At 73.2% G+C, this 16,243-nt stretch carries 14 protein-coding genes; 2 read left to right on the top strand and 12 right to left on the bottom strand.

The window, feature by feature from the left end:
- Positions 1 to 22 precede the first annotated feature (22 nt).
- From ACIQI7_RS04300 to ACIQI7_RS04270, 7 genes are all read right to left on the bottom strand, one after another.
- Entirely contained in the window at positions 23 to 853 is an 831-nt protein-coding gene (locus ACIQI7_RS04300; protein WP_401104984.1) for a shikimate dehydrogenase, read from the bottom strand.
- A gap of 34 nt (positions 854 to 887) precedes the next feature.
- Positions 888 to 2,831, bottom strand: coding sequence for an endolytic transglycosylase MltG (mltG, locus tag ACIQI7_RS04295; RefSeq protein WP_401104983.1), 1,944 nt, complete (start codon positions 2,829 to 2,831; stop codon positions 888 to 890).
- 189 nt (positions 2,832 to 3,020) lie between these two features.
- On the bottom strand, positions 3,021 to 4,280 hold the full coding sequence (gene mltG / locus ACIQI7_RS04290) for an endolytic transglycosylase MltG (RefSeq protein WP_401104980.1): 1,260 nt from the start codon (positions 4,278 to 4,280) through the stop codon (positions 3,021 to 3,023).
- Positions 4,281 to 4,439: 159 nt separating this feature from the next.
- Positions 4,440 to 4,919 (bottom strand): Holliday junction resolvase RuvX, encoded by a 480-nt coding sequence (gene ruvX, locus ACIQI7_RS04285; RefSeq protein ID WP_363385052.1) that lies wholly within the window; start codon positions 4,917 to 4,919, stop codon positions 4,440 to 4,442.
- The gene (gene alaS, locus ACIQI7_RS04280; RefSeq protein ID WP_401104977.1) at positions 4,919 to 7,588 is read right to left on the bottom strand and encodes an alanine--tRNA ligase; all 2,670 of its coding nucleotides are present in this window, start codon (positions 7,586 to 7,588) and stop codon (positions 4,919 to 4,921) included. Before alaS ends, ruvX begins: the two co-directional genes overlap by 1 nt.
- Positions 7,588 to 8,034: a DUF6167 family protein gene (locus ACIQI7_RS04275; RefSeq protein ID WP_401104973.1), complete on the bottom strand. Its 447-nt coding sequence runs from the start codon at positions 8,032 to 8,034 to the stop codon at positions 7,588 to 7,590. The genes alaS and ACIQI7_RS04275 overlap by 1 nt, the downstream gene beginning before the upstream one ends.
- Positions 8,035 to 8,038: 4 nt before the next feature.
- A complete protein-coding gene (locus ACIQI7_RS04270) occupies positions 8,039 to 8,518 on the bottom strand; it encodes a DUF948 domain-containing protein (protein WP_387750881.1) in 480 nt (159 codons plus the stop codon).
- 220 nt (positions 8,519 to 8,738) lie between these two features.
- Between ACIQI7_RS04270 and ACIQI7_RS04265 the strand changes: the two genes are divergently transcribed.
- Together ACIQI7_RS04265 and ACIQI7_RS04260 are read left to right on the top strand one after the other, a co-directional pair.
- Positions 8,739 to 10,952, top strand: a complete 2,214-nt coding sequence (locus ACIQI7_RS04265; RefSeq protein ID WP_401104969.1) for an ATP-binding protein — start codon at positions 8,739 to 8,741, stop codon at positions 10,950 to 10,952.
- A gap of 48 nt (positions 10,953 to 11,000) precedes the next feature.
- Complete coding sequence (locus ACIQI7_RS04260; protein ID WP_401104966.1) at positions 11,001 to 11,327, top strand: tetratricopeptide repeat protein; 327 nt, start codon at positions 11,001 to 11,003, stop codon at positions 11,325 to 11,327.
- 84 nt (positions 11,328 to 11,411) lie between these two features.
- Here ACIQI7_RS04260 and rpsD read toward each other — a convergent pair whose 3' ends face one another.
- The 5 genes from rpsD to ACIQI7_RS04235 all read right to left on the bottom strand — a co-directional run bounded on the left by rpsD (position 11,412) and on the right by ACIQI7_RS04235 (position 16,197).
- On the bottom strand, positions 11,412 to 12,026 hold the full coding sequence (gene rpsD, locus ACIQI7_RS04255) for a 30S ribosomal protein S4 (RefSeq protein WP_030056230.1): 615 nt from the start codon (positions 12,024 to 12,026) through the stop codon (positions 11,412 to 11,414).
- A gap of 313 nt (positions 12,027 to 12,339) precedes the next feature.
- The gene (locus tag ACIQI7_RS04250; protein ID WP_401104962.1) at positions 12,340 to 13,791 is read right to left on the bottom strand and encodes a replication-associated recombination protein A; all 1,452 of its coding nucleotides are present in this window, start codon (positions 13,789 to 13,791) and stop codon (positions 12,340 to 12,342) included.
- Between the two features lie 149 nt (positions 13,792 to 13,940).
- Positions 13,941 to 14,555: a hypothetical protein gene (locus ACIQI7_RS04245; RefSeq protein ID WP_401104959.1), complete on the bottom strand. Its 615-nt coding sequence runs from the start codon at positions 14,553 to 14,555 to the stop codon at positions 13,941 to 13,943.
- A gap of 127 nt (positions 14,556 to 14,682) precedes the next feature.
- The gene (ppk2, locus tag ACIQI7_RS04240) at positions 14,683 to 15,501 is read right to left on the bottom strand and encodes a polyphosphate kinase 2 (protein WP_401104956.1); all 819 of its coding nucleotides are present in this window, start codon (positions 15,499 to 15,501) and stop codon (positions 14,683 to 14,685) included.
- A gap of 189 nt (positions 15,502 to 15,690) precedes the next feature.
- Positions 15,691 to 16,197, bottom strand: coding sequence for a GNAT family N-acetyltransferase (locus ACIQI7_RS04235; RefSeq protein ID WP_387750863.1), 507 nt, complete (start codon positions 16,195 to 16,197; stop codon positions 15,691 to 15,693).
- Between the last annotated feature and the right edge of the window lie 46 nt (positions 16,198 to 16,243).

Raw genomic sequence — 16,243 nt, 5'->3', positions numbered from 1 at the left:
CGCCTGGGCCGGGTGCCGGGGCTCAGTGCCCGGCGAGCGCCTTCTCCCCCGCCTCGCGCATCGCCGCCAGCGGCCCGGGCCTGCGCCCGGTGAAGGCCTCGCTCTGCAGCACGGCCTGGTGCACCAGCAGGTCCAGCCCGCCCAGGACGGTCGCCCCGCGCCCGGCGCAGGCGGCGGCCAGAGCCGTCGGCCACGGGTGGTAGAGCACGTCGAACAGCGCGCCCGGCTCGGCGGGCAGCGCGTCGGCGAAGCCGTCGGTCGCGCCGACCGGCGTGGTGGAGACGGTCAGCGGCCGGGCCAGCGCCTCGGCGCCGCGCTCCCAGTCCGCGGTGCGGACGGCCACGCCGAGCCGGTCGCCCAGCTCGGCCATCTCCCGGGCCCGCTCGGCACTGCGGACGTAGACCGTCACCTCGCCGGTGCAGACCTGGGCCAGCGCGGCCAGCGCCGAGGAGGCGGTGGCCCCGGCGCCCAGCACGGCCGCCTCGGGCACCTCGGTGATGCCGCGCTCGCGCAGCGCGTTGACCAGCCCGGGGACGTCGGTGTTGTCCCCGGTGCGCCGGCCGTCGGCGGTGAACACCACGGTGTTCACCGCGTCCACCGAGCGGGCCGTCGCGCTGACCTCGTCGAGCAGCGGGATGACCGCCCGCTTCAGCGGCATGGTGAGCGACAGCCCGGCCCACTCGGCCTCGTCCAGGGCGGCGACGAACCCGGGCAGCCCGGCCTCGTCCACCTCGAAGCGGTCGTAGCGCCAGCCGTCCAGCCCGAGCGCCGCGAAGGCGGCCCGGTGCAGGTCCGGCGAGAGCGAGTGGGCGATCGGCGAGCCGAGTACGGCCGCCCGGTGCTTGCTGGTCAACGCTGCCTCTCCGCGAACTGTCTTCCGGCCGTGGCTACTTGGTGGTGCAGTGGCCGCGCGCCTCGTCGAAGTTCTGCCCGGCCGACTGGCAGTACTCCTTGACGTTGGCGTAGTGCTCCTTGCTCGTCTCGGCGAACCGGGTGTTGGTCGGGGACATCGCGATGAAGTACAGCCACTTGCCGTCCGCCGGGTGCAGCACCGCGTTGAGCGCCTCGTCGCCGGGGTTGGAGATCGGACCGGGCGGCAGGCCCGGGTTCACGTAGGTGTTGTACTTGTTGGACGCGTCGTCCATGTCCTTCTTGTTGAGGTCCTTGCGGCCCAACGAGTACTGGAGCGTGGTGTCCATGCCGAGCCGGTGGTTGATCTCGCCGCCGGCGGCCAGCCGGTTCTGGATGGTCTTGGCCATCTTGGCGAAGTCGCCGGCGTTGTTGCCCTCGCGCTGGAGGATGCTCGCCTCGATGAGCACCTCGTAGCCGGTCTTCAGCCCCACCGAGGCGGCCTGGGAGTCCAGGCCGGCGTACTTCTCGGTGGCGTTCTTGACCATCTGCTTGAGCAGGTCCTCGGGCTTCATGCCCTCGGCGATGTTGTAGCGGGTCGGCCAGAGGAAGCCCTCGACGTTGCCGTTCGCGTACGGCGGCAGGCCGAGCTCGTTCACCTGGGCCTTGGCTACGCCCGCCGTGGTGCCCGGCTGCAGCTTCAGCTTGGTGTCGATCAGGTTGTAGATCTCGGTGGAGTTCTTGCCCTCCGGGACCACGATCGCGGCGCCGCCCGCCTGGGCGAGCAGCTCCTTGAGCGCGGCGGCGGCCGGCATCTCCTTCTTCAGCCCGTAGTAGCCGTACTGGATGGTGCCGCACTTGGGCTCGGCCTTGCAGGCCTCGGAGAACGCGTCGACGCTCTTGACCACGCCGGCGTTCTTCAGCGCCAGGCCGATCTGCCCGCCGACCGCGCCCTTCTTGACCTCGACCTGGACGGAGCCGGTGCCCTCGCCGGTGAAGTCCGGCGCCGGGCCGAAGTGGTCCTGGTAGAAGCCGTAGCCCCACCAGCCGGCCCCGCCCATAGCGCCGAGCAGCACCAGCGCGACCAGCAGGCAGGCGCCGCCGTTGCGGCGGCCCGACTTCTTGCCCTTCTCCTTGCGCTTCTTCTGGGCCTCGCGGGAGTCGTCCTGCTCCCCGAGGAAGCCGGCGTCCCCGGCCTCGGCGTGCTCGTCGAGGTAGCCGTCGTCCTGGTGGCGGCCGTCCTCGTGGCCGTCCCACTCGTCCTTGGCACCCTCGCGGGCGGCGGCGACCGGGTCGGCCCCGGCCTCCAGGGCGGCGGCCTCGGCCTCCCAGTCGATCCCGTCTGGGCCGGGGCCGGAGGCCGGCACGGGCTCCGGGGCCGGCTGCCGGCGCCGGCTCCGCTGCCCCGGGGCTTGCTGCTGGGGCGATTGCGACTGGGGCGCCTGCTGCTGCATCGGCGCCTGCTGCTGGGGGGCCTGGCCCTGCTGCTGCGCCTGGCCCTGCTGCTGGCCCCCGGGGAAACCCTGCTGCTCGTAGCCTTGCTGCTCGTACCCCTGCTGCTCGTACCCCTGCTGCTGCATCGGCGCCTGCTGCTGGGGCATCTGCTGATGCTGCGCGTACCCCTGCTGCATCGGCTGCTGAGCCTGCTGCTGCGGCTGCCCGTACCCCTGCTGGGGATAGCCCTGCTGCGACATCTGCTGCGGGTAGCCCTGCTGGACGTAACCCTGCTGCTGGGGGGCCTGCTGCTGGTAGCCCTGCTGCTGCGCCATCATCTGCTGCTGCATCTGCGGCGTCATCTGCTGCTGCGCGTACCCCTGCTGCACGTCCCCGTACGGCTGCTGGGCCGGCTGGCCCTGCTGCGGGTACTGCTGCTGCCACTGGCCGTCCTGCTGGCCGGGGACCGGCTGTCGGCCGTCGTACCCGGGATCACCGGGGTGCCACGGCTCGCCCTGGGGGCCGTAGCCCCCGCCCAGATCGGTCATCGATCCCCTTAACCGACGGTGACGGCCGGAGGATCGAACCGGCCGTCCCGGGACGACGCGGTCCCGGCTGAATCTCGAACCGGCGTGCTAGCGCAGCGCCTGGAGGGAGACGTTACCGTACCGCAGCCTTACCCCCGGCCGGGCGGACGCACCGTCGGTGAGCGGTCTCACCGACGGCACACACCACCGCTACGGCGTCCCCGCACCGGCGCCGGAAGGCGAACCGGCCCCCGCCCCGGGGGCCGCCGGGCCGGAGCTCGGCGCGGACGCCGAGGCGCTCTGCCTGGCCGCCGCCCGGTTGGCGTTGAACTCCGCCACGTTGCGCTGCTGCACGTCGAAGCTGTCGGTGAACCGGGTGTCCCCGGGCTTCACGGTGACGAAGTACAGCCAGTCCCCCGGCGTCGGGTCCAGCGCCGCCATGATCGCCTGCCGCCCGGGGTTGGAGATCGGGCTCGGCGGCAGCCCGGGGTGCAGGTAGGTGTTGTACGGGGAGTCCAGCCGGGTGTCGGTCACCGAGGTGTTCAGGGTCGACCGGCCGAGCGCGTAGTTGATCGTGGAGTCCAGCTGCAGGGGCATGCCCTTGGCCAGCCGGTTGTAGATCACCCGGGCCACCTTGCCCATGTCCGCGGTGTTGTCGGCCTCGCCCTGGACCATGCTGGCCACGGTGACCAGCCCGTACAGGGTCTGCCCGAGGTTCTGCGCGACGACGTTGGCGTCGTCCCGGCCGAACTCCTTGCCGGCCCGGTCCACCATCTGCTTCAGCAGGTCGAAGGCGGTGGTGCCGTCGGTGACGCTGTACGTCGCCGGGAACAGGTAGCCCTCCGGGCTGCCGTTGGTGAAGTCCGGCAGGCCGAGCTCGGCGCCCTGCTCCTGGGCGGTCTTCTGGGTGGTGCCCTCGGGCAGGTTCAGCTTCTTGTCGATGGCCGCGTAGATCTGGTAGCCGCGCCAGCCCTCGGGGATGGTCAGGCCGTTGGCGTTGGCCGGGTCGATCAGGATCGCCAGCGCCGCCACGGCCGACATCTTCTGCTTGAGCGTGTACGTCCCGGGCTGGATCCGCCCGGCCGCCGCCGCACTGCCCTTCGCCGCCCGGGTGAAGGCCAGCGAGCTGGCCACCACCCCGTTGCGGACCAGTGCGGACGCGATCTGGGAGAGGCCGGCGCCCTCCGGCACCGAGACCTGCACGCTGCCGGTGCCCTGCCCGGCGAAGTCGGCGGCGGCCGGGGGTTTGCGCTGCGACTGGAACCAGGTGTACCCGGTCAGCCCGATCCCGCCGAACACCGCGACCAGGGCGAAGGCGGTGAGGCCGCAGGCCAGCCCGTTGCGCCGTCGGTGCGGATCCGGCGCATCGGAGCGCGGGCGGGGCGCGGACGGCGGACGGCCCTCCGGCTCCAGCACCGGCGCACCCAGGTGTCCGGGTGTGAGCCCCGGGTGGAAGTCCTGGTCGGTCATGGCTCGCGCCCCCTCGGCGGTCCCGGATCGGTGCGGATCCTCTCCGGTTCGGACTGGATCGATGCGAATCGATCCAAAACGGACACGGAAACGAACGAAGAAGGGGTCCGTGCGGACGCGTCCGCACGGACCCCTCAACGGGACGTTAGATCAGACCGGTCAGCCGGTCGCCTCGACGCTCTCACCGGGCGGGCGTCCGCTCACCCGTTCGGACTCAAGGGCGGTCTGGAGGATCACCACCGCGGCGGCCTGGTCGACCACCGAGCGGCCCTTCTTCGCCTTGACCCCCGAGGCACGCAGCCCGTGGGTCGCGGTGACGGTCGACATCCGCTCGTCCACCAGCCGCACCGGCACCGGGTAGAGCCGGTTCGCCAGCCGGGCCGCGTACGCCCGGACCTTCTCCGCCGCCGGGCCCTCCTTGCCGCTGAGCGAGCGCGGCAGCCCGACGATCACCTCCATCGCGCCGTACTCGTCGACGATGGCGGCGATCCTGGCCTGCGACTTCACCCCGGCCGGGACGGTCTCCACGGGCGTGGCGAGCACCCCGTCGGGGTCGCAGGACGCGACCCCGATCCGGGCGTCCCCGACGTCGACGGCGATCCGCCGCCCCCGCCGGAAGGGCCTCTCCTCCTGCTCCATCAGCTGGCGCGCTCCGCGACCAGGCCGCGCACCGCGGCGATGGCCTCGCCGACCGCGGCCGGGTTGGAGCCGCCGCCCTGGGCGACGTCGTCCTTGCCGCCACCGCCGCCGCCGAGGGTCTTGGCCGCGGTCCGGACCAGCTCGCCGGCCTTGATGCCGCGGCCGCGGGCGTCCTCGTTGGTGGCGATCACGGTCAGCGGACGGTCGTTGGCCACGGTGAAGGCGGCGACCACGGCCGGGCGCGAGCCGAGGCGGCCGCGCACGTCCAGGACCAGCTTGCGCAGCTCGTCCGCGCCCACGCCGTCCGCGACCTGCGCGGCGACCACGGCGACGCCGTGCACGTCCTCGGCCGAGTCGGCCAGGCCCGCCGCGGCGGCCAGCACCTTCTCGGCGCGGAAGCGCTCGATCTCCTTCTCGGCGTCCTTGAGCTTGGCGAGCATGCCCGAGATCTTCTCCGGCAGCTCCTCCGGGCGGCCCTTGACCAGCTCGGTGAGCTGGGAGACCACGGTGTGCTCACGGGCCAGGAAGCGGTACGCGTCGGTACCGACCAGCGCCTCGACGCGGCGCACGCCGGAGCCGATCGAGGACTCGCCGAGCAGCTTCACCAGGCCCAGCTGGGCGGTGTTGCCGACGTGGGTGCCACCGCACAGCTCCTTGGAGAAGTCGCCGATGGTGACGACCCGGACCTCGTCGCCGTACTTCTCGCCGAACATCGCGATGGCGCCGGCCTTGCGGGCCTGGTCCATCGTCATGACCTCGGCGCTGACCTCCAGCTCGCGGCCCAGCACGTCGTTGATCTTCTGCTCGACGTCGACCAGCACGCTGCCGGGGACGGCGGCGGGCGAACCGAAGTCGAAGCGGAAGCGGCCGGGGGCGTTCTCGGAGCCGGCCTGGGCGGCCGTCGGGCCGAGCGCGTCGCGCAGCGCCTGGTGGGTCAGGTGGGTGGCCGAGTGGGCGCGGGCGATCGCCCGGCGGCGCTCGGTGTCGATCGTGGCGTACGCCGAGGCGCCCAGCACGACCTCGCCGAACAGCACCCCGCCGGAGTGCACGATGACGCCCGGGACGGGCTGCTGCACGTCGCGGATCTCCACCACCGCGCCGGACTCCAGCCGGATCCGGCCCTGGTCGGCGAGCTGGCCGCCGCCCTCGGCGTAGAACGGGGTGCGGTCGAGGATGATCTCGACCTCGTCGCCCTCGGAGGCGGCCGGCGCCGGGACGCCGTCCACCAGCAGGCCGACCACGGTGGCCTCGCCCTCGGTGAGGCTGTAGCCGGTGAAGACGCTGGCGCCGGACTTGTCGGCGACCTCGCGGTACGCGGCGACGTCGGCGTGGCCCATCTTCTTGGCCTTGGCGTCCGCCTTGGCGCGGTCCCGCTGCTCCTGCATCAGGCGGCGGAAGCCGGCCTCGTCCACCTGGAGGCCCTGCTCCTCGGCCATCTCCAGGGTGAGGTCGATCGGGAAGCCGTAGGTGTCGTGCAGCTTGAAGGCCTGGTCGCCGGAGAGGACGGCGCCGCCGGCCTGCTTGGTCTCGGTGACCGCGGCGTCCAGCAGGCTGGTGCCGGCCTTCAGGGTCTGCAGGAAGGCCGCCTCCTCGCCGACGACGACCGTCTCGATGCGCTTGCGGTCGGTCTCCAGCTCGGGGTACTGCGGGGCCATCGCCTTGATCGCGATGTCCGTGAGGTCCTTGGCCACCACGCCGGTGGCGCCCAGCAGGCGCATGTTGCGGATGGCGCGGCGCAGGATGCGGCGCAGCACGTAGCCGCGGCCCTCGTTGCCCGGGGTGACGCCGTCGCCGATCAGCATCAGCGCGGTGCGGATGTGGTCGGTGACCACGCGCAGCGAGACGTCCGACTTGTGGTCGGCGCCGTAGGTGTGGCCGGTGAGCTCGGCGGCGCGGTCGAGGATCATCCGGCTGGTGTCGATCTCGAAGAGGTTGTCGACGCCCTGCAGGATGGCGGCGAGGCGCTCCAGGCCGAGGCCGGTGTCGATGTTCTTGCTCGGCAGGTCGCCGAGGATCTCGAAGCCGTCCTTGCCGTCGCCGTGGCCGCGCTCGTACTGCATGAAGACCAGGTTCCAGATCTCCAGGTAGCGCTCGCCGTTGACGGCCGGGCCGCCCTCCTCGCCGTACGCGGGGCCGCGGTCGTAGTTGATCTCCGAGCACGGGCCGCACGGGCCGGGGACGCCCATCGACCAGAAGTTGTCCTTCATGCCCAGGCGCTGGATGCGCTCCGAGGGCACGCCGATGACGTCGCGCCAGATCTGCTCGGCCTCGTCGTCGTCCTTGTAGACGGTGATCCAGAGCTTCTCCTTCTCCAGGCCGTAGCCGCCGTCCGCGACGGGAGTGGTGAGCAGCTCCCACGCGAACTTGATGGCTCCTTCCTTGAAGTAGTCGCCGAAGGAGAAGTTGCCGCACATCTGGAAGAAGGAGCCGTGCCGGGTGGTCTTCCCGACCTCCTCGATGTCCAGGGTGCGCACGCACTTCTGGACGCTGGTGGCGCGCGAGAACTGCGGCTTGACCTCGCCCAGGAAGTAGGGCTTGAACGGCACCATGCCGGCGTTGACGAGCAGCAGGGTGGGGTCGTCGGCGACCAGGGACGCCGACGGAACGACGGTGTGGCCGCGCTCCTCGAAGAAGCGCAGCCAGCGGCGGCGGATCTCAGCCGACTCCATTAGTGGTCCTTCCGGTTCGGGGTGCCGCCCCGCGGCGGCAGCGCGCGGCGGGGCGTTTCTTCAGTGGTCTGGGGGGTGGTGCCGGCACCGTCGGGTACCGAGCGGGTGCGGGACGACGGAGGCAGGGCGGCGGCCGGGCTACCGGGCGCCGCCGAGATAGCTCGGTACTGCGGCTCGCCGCGCAGCACCCCGCGGGCACTGCGGGGCTCCAGCACGGCGGTGCCGTGCAGCCCGAGGTCGTCCTTCAGCTGCTCCTCGCGCTCGGCCATGCCGGCCTTCACGTCCTGCGCGAACTGCTTGGCCAGGTCGCCCAGGTGCAGGGCACCACGGGCGGCGGTGCCGGAGAGGCTGTCCGGGGTGAGCCGGTGCACGGCCTCGTTGGCCTTGTTCATGGCCCAGACGGTGGCGCCGGCGCCGACCGCCATCCAGAAGATGCGTCGCACCATGCCGTCAGCCCCTCACCGCGCGCCGGACCCGGGAGAACAGGCCGTTCCTGGGCGCCGTCGCGGCGCGCACCTCGGCCCGGACCAGCCGGGCCAGCTCCTCGCGCTCGCCCGCCTGCGCCGGCACCGGCGGCAGGCCGCCCTGCTGCCGGGCGACGGCCTTGCGCACGCCGTAGCTGAACGCGGCGACCTTCACCAGCGGTCCGCCCAGGGTGGCGGCCACGGTGGAGGAGAGCGCGTTGGCGTTGGCGGCGGCGTCCTGCACGTTGGCGGTGATCTCGTCCACCCGCTCCAGCTGCTCGTTGGCGCTGCGCACGGCGGCGCCCGCGTCGGTCAGCAGCGGGACGGCCTGCTCGGTGACCGCGGAGACCAGGACGGCGGCCTCCTTGAGCACCCGCGAGAGGCGGACCAGCACCACGGCGAGCAGGGTGACCAGGACCGCCCAGAACACGGCGACGAGCAATCCGGCCAGCTCTCCCACGGACACCTTTGCGCGCTCCCTCGCCTTGCAACTATTCAGACGGAACCCTATCGCGCCCACGCCCGATTCCCGGACCGGGTTGTCCGCCCGGCGATCCGGTCGGGTGTGCGATCGGTGCGCGTAACCGAGCGGCCGGTCACCTCGTTCTGCCTGGCAGGCCGTCGCCCGTACGGCCCGACGCACGTCCGGACCGCGACGGTCCGGCCTGGAGCACGGGGAGCAGCCTTTGGCCGGGGACTGGAGAGCACAGCCCGGAGAGCCCGGGGCGGGGCCGTGGGAGCCGGAGCCCGGACGGCTGCCGGCCGAGGTGACCGGCTTCGTCGGGCGGCGGGGCGAACTGGCCGAACTGGCCGGCCTGCTGGCCTCGGCCCGGCTGGTGACCGTCACCGGGCCGGGCGGCGTGGGCAAGAGCCGGCTGGCCCTGCGCGCGGCGGCCCGGGCGGCCGACGCGTTCCCGGACGGCACCTGGCTGGTGGACGTGGCCCCGGTGCAGGACCCGCTGCTGCTCGGCCACGCCGTCCTGGAGGCGCTGCGGCTCTCCGACGGCACCGCCCGTCCGCCGCTGGACGTCCTGATCGAGCGGCTGGACGGCCTGTGCCCGCTGCTGGTGCTGGACGGCTGCGAGCACCTGGTGGAGGCCTGCGCCGAGCTGGCCGACGCGCTGCTGCGGGCGCTGCCCGGCCTGCGGCTGCTGGCCACCAGCCGCACCGCCCTGCGGGCCTCGGGCGAGCACCTGCTGACCCTCGCCCCGCTGCCGACCGCCCCACCGCGCCCGGGCGCGCTGCCGGACGCGGTGCGGCTGTTCGCCGACCGGGCCCGGGCGGTGCTGCCGTCGTTCGAGGTGACGGAGGCCAACGCGGAGGCGGTCGCGCTGCTCTGCCGCCGGCTGGACGGCCTGCCGCTGGCCGTGGAGCTGGCCGCCGGCCGGCTGCGCGCGCTGTCGGTGGAGCAGGTCACCGCCCGGCTCGACGACCGCTTCCGGCTGCTCACCGGCGGCTCCCGGACGGCCCTGCCCCGGCACCGGACGCTGCGCACGACGATCGGCTGGAGCCATGAGCTGTGCACGGTGCAGGAACGTTTACTCTGGGCCCGCCTGTCGGTCTTCGCCGGCGGTTTCGACCTGGAGGCCGCCGAGTACGTCTGCGCCGGCGAGGGCATCGAGCCCGAGGAGACGCTCGACCTGCTCGACGAGCTGGTCGCCAAGTCCGTGGTGCTCCGCGAGGACAGCCCCTTCGGCGTGCGCTTCCGGCTGCTGGACACCCTGCGCGAGTACGGCGGCCAGTGGCTGCGCGCCGCCGGCGAGGAGCCCCGGCTGCTGCGCCGCCACCGGGACTGGTACCTCGGCGTCGCCACCTGGGGCGAGGTCGAATGGTTCGGCCCCCGGCAGGCGGAGACCGCCGAGCGCACGGAGCTCGCCCACAGCAACCTCCGCGCCGCGCTGGAGTTCTGCCTCACCGAGCCCGGTGAGGAGCAGATCGCCCTGCTGCTGGCCGGGGCGCTCTGGTTCTACTGGGTCGGCTGCGGCCACCTCGGCGAGGGCCGGCACTGGCTGGACCGCGCGCTCGCCCTGGACCGCGAGCCCACCGAGGCCCGGGCCAAGGCGCTCTGGGTGACCGGCTACATGGCCACCCTCCAGGGCGACCTCGGCACCGCCCGCCCGGCGCTGGAGGAGTGCCGCCGCCAGGCCCTGAACACCGGCGACGACCGGGCCCTGGCCTACGCCGTCCACCGCCAGGGCTGCGTCGCCCTGGTCGGCGACGACCCCGACCGGGCCGCCGAGCTGTTCGAGGAGGCGCTCTGGCACTACCGGACGATCGGCGAGCTCAACAGCAACGTGGTGATGGCCATGCTGGAGCTGGGCCTGGCCTACCTCTTCCAGGGGGACCTCGACAGCGGCGAGCTCTGGTTCGGCCAGGCCCGCGAGCTGTGCGAGGAGCACGGCGAGCAGTGGGCCTACGCCTACGTGCTCTACGCGATGGCGTACTCGCACTGGCTGGACGGCGCGGTGCAGCCCGCCCGCACGCTGGCCCGGGAGTGCGTGCGGCTGAACCACCTCTTCCACGACCTGCTGGGCATCGTGCTGGGCATCGACCTGCTGGCGCTGCTGGAGACCGAGCCGACCGGCCCGGGCACGGTGGGCGACCTGCGCGAGGCCCGGGTGCTCCAGGGCGCGGCGCACCGGATCTGGCGCACGGTCGGCAACCCGTTCCTGGGCTCGCGCAACTTCTTCGGTCCGCACCAGGAGTGCGCCGAGCGGGCCCTGGCCGGGCTGACCGCCCAGGAGTACGAGGACTGCTACCAGGCCGGCGCCCTGCTGGACCTGGACGCGGCGGTCACCCGGGCGCTCGGCGGCGGTGGGGCGGCGCAGGGCCCGGAACCGGCGCCGGGCCCCCGCGCGGTGCCGCCCGCACCGGCCCCCTCGCCGGTGCGGAATAGTTGAAACTTGCCGATTGCTTGAGGAGGCAAGTAACTGCCCGGAAGGAGCACCATGGCCGTCCACAACACCGCCGACGAGTACCGCATGGCGAAGTTCTACTTCGAGTCCAAGGCGTACACCGACGCGGCCCGCATGCTCGAAGGCGTGGTGGCCGAGGAGCCGGCCAACCTCTCCGTCCGGCTGCTGCTGGCCCGCAGCTACTTCCACTCCGCGCAGCTGCGCCGCGCCGAGGCCGAACTGCTGCGGATCCTGGAGGCCGACCCGGCCGAGGACTACGCCCGGCTGATGCTCGGCCGCACCCTGGAGCGCCAGGGCCGCGCCGCGGAGGCCCGCCCGCACCTGCGGCTGGCCGCCGCGATGACCGGCGAGTCCGTCTGACCCGGCAGCCGGAACGGGGCGAGCCCCCGCCGCCTCGAAAGGCGACGGGGGCTCGCTCGCGGTGTCGCGAAGAGCGGAACCGGGTCAGCGCGAGTAGTACTCGACGACCAGCTGCTCGTCACAGATCACCGGGACCTCCTTGCGCTGCGGCGCACGGTCCAGGCGGAAGGCCAGGGCCTTCAGGTTGACCTCGAGGTACTTCGGGGTCTGGCCCTCACCCGCGTAGCCACCCTCACGGGCGACCTGGAAGGGGACCTTCTCCTTGCTGCGCTCGCGGACGGTCACCACGTAGCCCGGCTTCATCTGGAACGACGGCTTGTTGACCTTGCCGCCGTTGACCTCGATGTGGCCGTGGACGACCATCTGGCGGGCCTGGTAGATGGTGCGGGCGATGCCCGAACGCAGCACCAGGGAGTCCAGACGGGTCTCCAGGTCGGCGACGAGCGCCTCACCGGTCTTGCCCTCGGCCTTCTTCGCGCGGTCGAACGCGCGGGCCATCTGCTTCTCGCTCAGGTCGTACTGGGCGCGCAGACGCTGCTTCTCGAGCAGACGGACCTTGTAGTCCGAGTTCTGCTTGCGACCACGGCCGTGCTGGCCGGGCGGGTACGGGCGGGCCTCGAAGTACTTGACGGACTTCGGGGTCAGCGGCACACCGAGGGCGCGCGCGATCTTGACCTTGGGACGCTTCTGGTTCGCCATGAACCAAACCTTCCTTGCTTACGAATACGGCTTCACCAGGTGTTGACGGAGGTCGCATGTCGCGACCCGGAGAAAACCCCGCCGCCTGCGCGACGGGATCAGCCGCTCTCCGGAGCCGGGCACGGAAGTGCTGGTCACACGGACCGGCCCAGGGATCCTGGGCCGCCCGCGACACCGATGACGGTGCGCGACGCTCCTGGTGCGGGCCTCCCGGAGGAGGCCTACCGCCGATGCCCCGCTGGTGCGGCCGGTCGGTGGGGTCTCCCCCGCCGCCGTCCCGGGACATGGCACTCCGACCGAGTATACCGGTCGATCACTCGCCCTTTTCCCCGGGCTGCTCCTCCGCCTCCGGCTCCGGCTTCTCCGGTTTCTCCGGCGCCTTCCCGGCCGGCTTCGCGGCCTTCTTCTCCGCCCTGCGCTCCCCCCGCAGCCGCCCGCGCGTCCACTCCACGACCTCCGCGTAGCGGGCCTCGCCGCCGCGCCTGGTCGGCTGGTAGTACTCCTTGCCGTGCACCGCGTCCGGCGCGTACTGCTGGGCCGCGATGCCCTCCGGCAGGTCGTGCGGGTACCGGTAGCCCTTGCCGTGGCCGAGCTTGCCCGCGCCGCCGTAGTGGGAGTCCCGCAGGTGCGCCGGGACGGCGCCCGCCAGGCCCTGCCGGACGTCCGCCAGTGCCGCGTCGATCGCCAGGTAGGCCGCGTTGGACTTGGGCGCCAGGGCCAGCGCGATGGCCGCCTGGGAGAGGATGATCCGGGCCTCCGGGAAGCCGATGAGGGCCACCGCCTGGGCCGCCGCCACCGCCGTCTGCAGCGCCGTCGGGTCCGCCAGGCCGACGTCCTCGCTGGCCGAGATCATCAGCCGGCGGGCGATGAACCGCGGGTCCTCCCCCGCCTCGATCATCCGGGCCAGGTAGTGCAGGGTGGCGTCCACGTCGCTGCCGCGGATGGACTTGATCAGCGCGCTCGCCACGTCGTAGTGCTGGTCGCCGTCCTTGTCGTAGCGCACCGCCGCCTGGTTGACCGCCGTCTCGGTGGTGGCCAGCGTGATGCTCGGCTCTCCCTTCTCCAGCGCCGCCCCGGCCGCCGCCTCCAGCGTGGTGAGCGCCCGCCGGGCGTCCCCGCCGGCCAGCCGCACCAGGTGGTCCTCGGCCTCCGCGGTCAGCTCCAGCGCGCCCTCCAGGCCGCGCTCGTCGGCCACCGCGCGGCGCAGCAGCGCCCGGATGTCCTCGTCGGTCAGCGACTCCAGGGTGAGCAGCAGCGAGCGGGACAGCAGCGGGGAGATCACCGAGAAGTACGGGTTCTCCGTCGTCGCCGCGATCAGGGTCACCCAGCGGTTCTCCACCGCCGGCAGCAGCGAGTCCTGCTGGGCCTTGGAGAAGCGGTGGATCTCGTCCAGGAAGAGCACCGTCTCCCGGCCGGACATCCCGACCGCCCGCCGGGCGCCGTCGATGACGGCCCGGACCTCCTTGACCCCGGCGGTGATCGCGGACAGCTCCACGAAGCGGCCCTCGACGGCCTGGCTGATCACGTGCGCCAGGGTGGTCTTGCCGGTGCCGGGCGGCCCCCAGAGGATCACCGAGCTGGTCGCCGCCGGCCCGCGGGAGCCCGCGACCAGTCGGCGCAGCGGCGAGCCGGGCTTCAGCAGCTGCCGCTGCCCGGCCACCTCGTCCAGGGTGCGCGGACGCATCCGTACGGCCAGCGGCGCCCGCCCGGGCTCCCTGATCTGGCGTTCCTCGGCTGCGGCGGTGAAGAGGTCCGGTTCGTCCACACCGGAAGCCTATGCGAGGCCGCCGACAGCCCGTCCCTCGGCGGACGGCCGGGTCCGCGGAGGGACGGGCTGCGCGGGCTCACGGCTCCCCTGGACCCATGGCCCCCTGGACTCACGCTCCCCGGCCGCACGGCCGCCGCGGCTCGCGGCTACCGCGGCGGACGGCGGTCCAGCAGGACGACCTCGAACTCCTCCAGCGACCGCACCGTCACGCCGACCTCGGCGGTGACCCGGGACCGCGCCTCGGCCTGCGGGCTGCGGGAGGCCGCGAAGGTGGCCTCGTCCTGGAAGATCGTCCCCACCGAGGCCCGGCCGCGGTCCCGCTGGATCAGCAGGGCGCCGCCCACGAAGCCGTCCATCCGCTCCAGGTTGGGCAGGGCCTGCTCCCGGAACGCCGCGACCAGCCGGTCCGCCGAGGCGGGGTCGAACTCGGCCCGGATCAGCCGGAACCGGGCCCCCGGCCCGCCCTCCCCGGGCGGCGCGAAGGCTGCCGCCTCCCAGACGTCGACGGCCGCCGTGCCGGCGAAGGGGGCGAGCAGCTCGCCGCGCCGCGCGCCCAGCTTCGCGTCGCTGTCCCGCTCGGCCTGCGCGGTGTCCCACCAGGAGCCCATGGTGAAGACCCCCAGCTCGCGGTTGGCGAAGAGCCCGTAGCCCCGGTAGCCGTGCTCGCCGGAGAGCAGGCCGACGGCCTCCGCGCTGAAGCCGTCGAGGGTCCGGCCGAGGCGGGCCGGGTCGCCGGTGAAGTAGCCGGTGCGCACGAACATGGGCGGGTCTCCTGACGTCCGGCGGGCGCCGCGTCGGGCGCCCGCGCCGTGGTGGGCACGTCCATCGCACGACCCGGCCCGGGTACCGGCAACGCCACGCGTCCGTTCGGACGACCCTCCGGCCCCGCTAGCCGAGCCCGGCGGCGTGGTCCGGGACGTACTTCTGGAGGTCGCGCGGGGGCCGTTCGTAGCCGCGCGGCGCGGGGCGGGGCGGCAGCTCGATCTGCGGCGCCCTGATCTCGCGGTACGGCAGGGTGGACAGCAGGTGGGCGATCATGTTGATCCGGGCCCGGCGCTTGTCGTCGCTCTCCACCACGTGCCAGGGCGAGTCCGGGGTGTCGGTGTGGATGAACATCTCATCCTTGGCCCGCGAGTAGTCCTCCCAGCGGGTGATCGACTCGACGTCCATCGGGGAGAGCTTCCAGCGCTTCATCGGGTCCTCCAGCCGGTCCCGGAAGCGCCGTTCCTGCTCGGTGTCGCTCACCGAGAACCAGTACTTGCGCAGCAGGATGCCCGACTCGGTCAGCATCCGCTCGAAGGTCGGGCACTGGTGCAGGAACTGCCGGTACTCCTCGTCGGTGCAGAAGCCCATCACCCGCTCGACGCCCGCGCGGTTGTACCAGCTGCGGTCGAACAGCACGATCTCCCCGGCGGCCGGGAGGTGCTCGACGTAGCGCTGGAAGTACCACTGGGTCCTCTGCCGCTCGGTCGGCGTGGGCAGCGCCGCGACCCGGGCGATGCGGGGGTTCAGGTACTCCGTCACCCGCTTGATCGCTCCGCCCTTGCCGGCGGCGTCGCGGCCCTCGAAGACCACCACCAGCCGGGCGCCCTCGACCCGCACCCACTCCTGGAGCTTCACCAGCTCCTCCTGGAGCCGCAGCAGCTCCCGCTCGTACGGCTTCCTGGCCAGTCTCCCCGGCTTCCCGGTCCGCTGCTGCTCGGCCACCCTCGGGTCCTCCGTCCGGCTGAATGCTGATGCGCAATCACCGTAGGCGCCGTCGGCCGTACCCGCGGGTCGGCGGGGCCGTGGCGACCGGGGCCGGTCTCGTGGACCGGCCCTGGGGAGAGGTGCCCGAGGGAACGGCGCCCGGGGGCCGGGCCGGACGGGTCGAACGTGCCGGACGGGCCGGACGGCTCAGACGGCGACGAACGGCTCGGGGTACCGGCAGAGCCCGCGCGGGCCGCCGTCGTACGCCGCCAGCGGCAGCGCCTGGAAGTACGCCTCCGGCACCTCGAACGGGCCGGTGACCTCGTGCCGACCGGCCGGCGCGAAGCCGAACCGCCCGTAGTACCCCGGATCGCCGAGGACGACCACGAGCTTCTCGCCCGCCTTCTCGGCCGCCGTCAGCGCGGCCCGGACGACCAGCTCGCCGACGCCCCGGCGCTGCCACTCGGGCGCCACCGCGACCGGCGCGAGCGCCAGTCCCCTGCCGTCGCCGACCCGCAGCCGGGTCAGCAGCGCGTGCCCGATCACCAGCCCGGCCTCGTCGACCGCCACCATGGACAGCCCGGGCAGCCAGGCCGGGTCCCGGCGCAGCGCGTCCACCAGGTCCGCCTCGTCCGGGCCGGGGAACGCGGCCATGTGGACGCGTCTGGTGGCCGGTGCGTCCTCCGGACATTCGACTCTCGTTGTGACCTGCATCGGGTCAACCCTCCCTGTGTCACACACCGTTGTGGACCGGCCCCGG

The sequence above is a fragment of the Kitasatospora sp. NPDC092039 genome (assembly GCF_044756065.1).
GTDB lineage: Bacteria > Actinomycetota > Actinomycetes > Streptomycetales > Streptomycetaceae > Kitasatospora.
The sequence above is the reverse complement of the archived record's forward strand: the minus strand, read 5'-3'. Positions and strand labels throughout refer to the sequence as shown.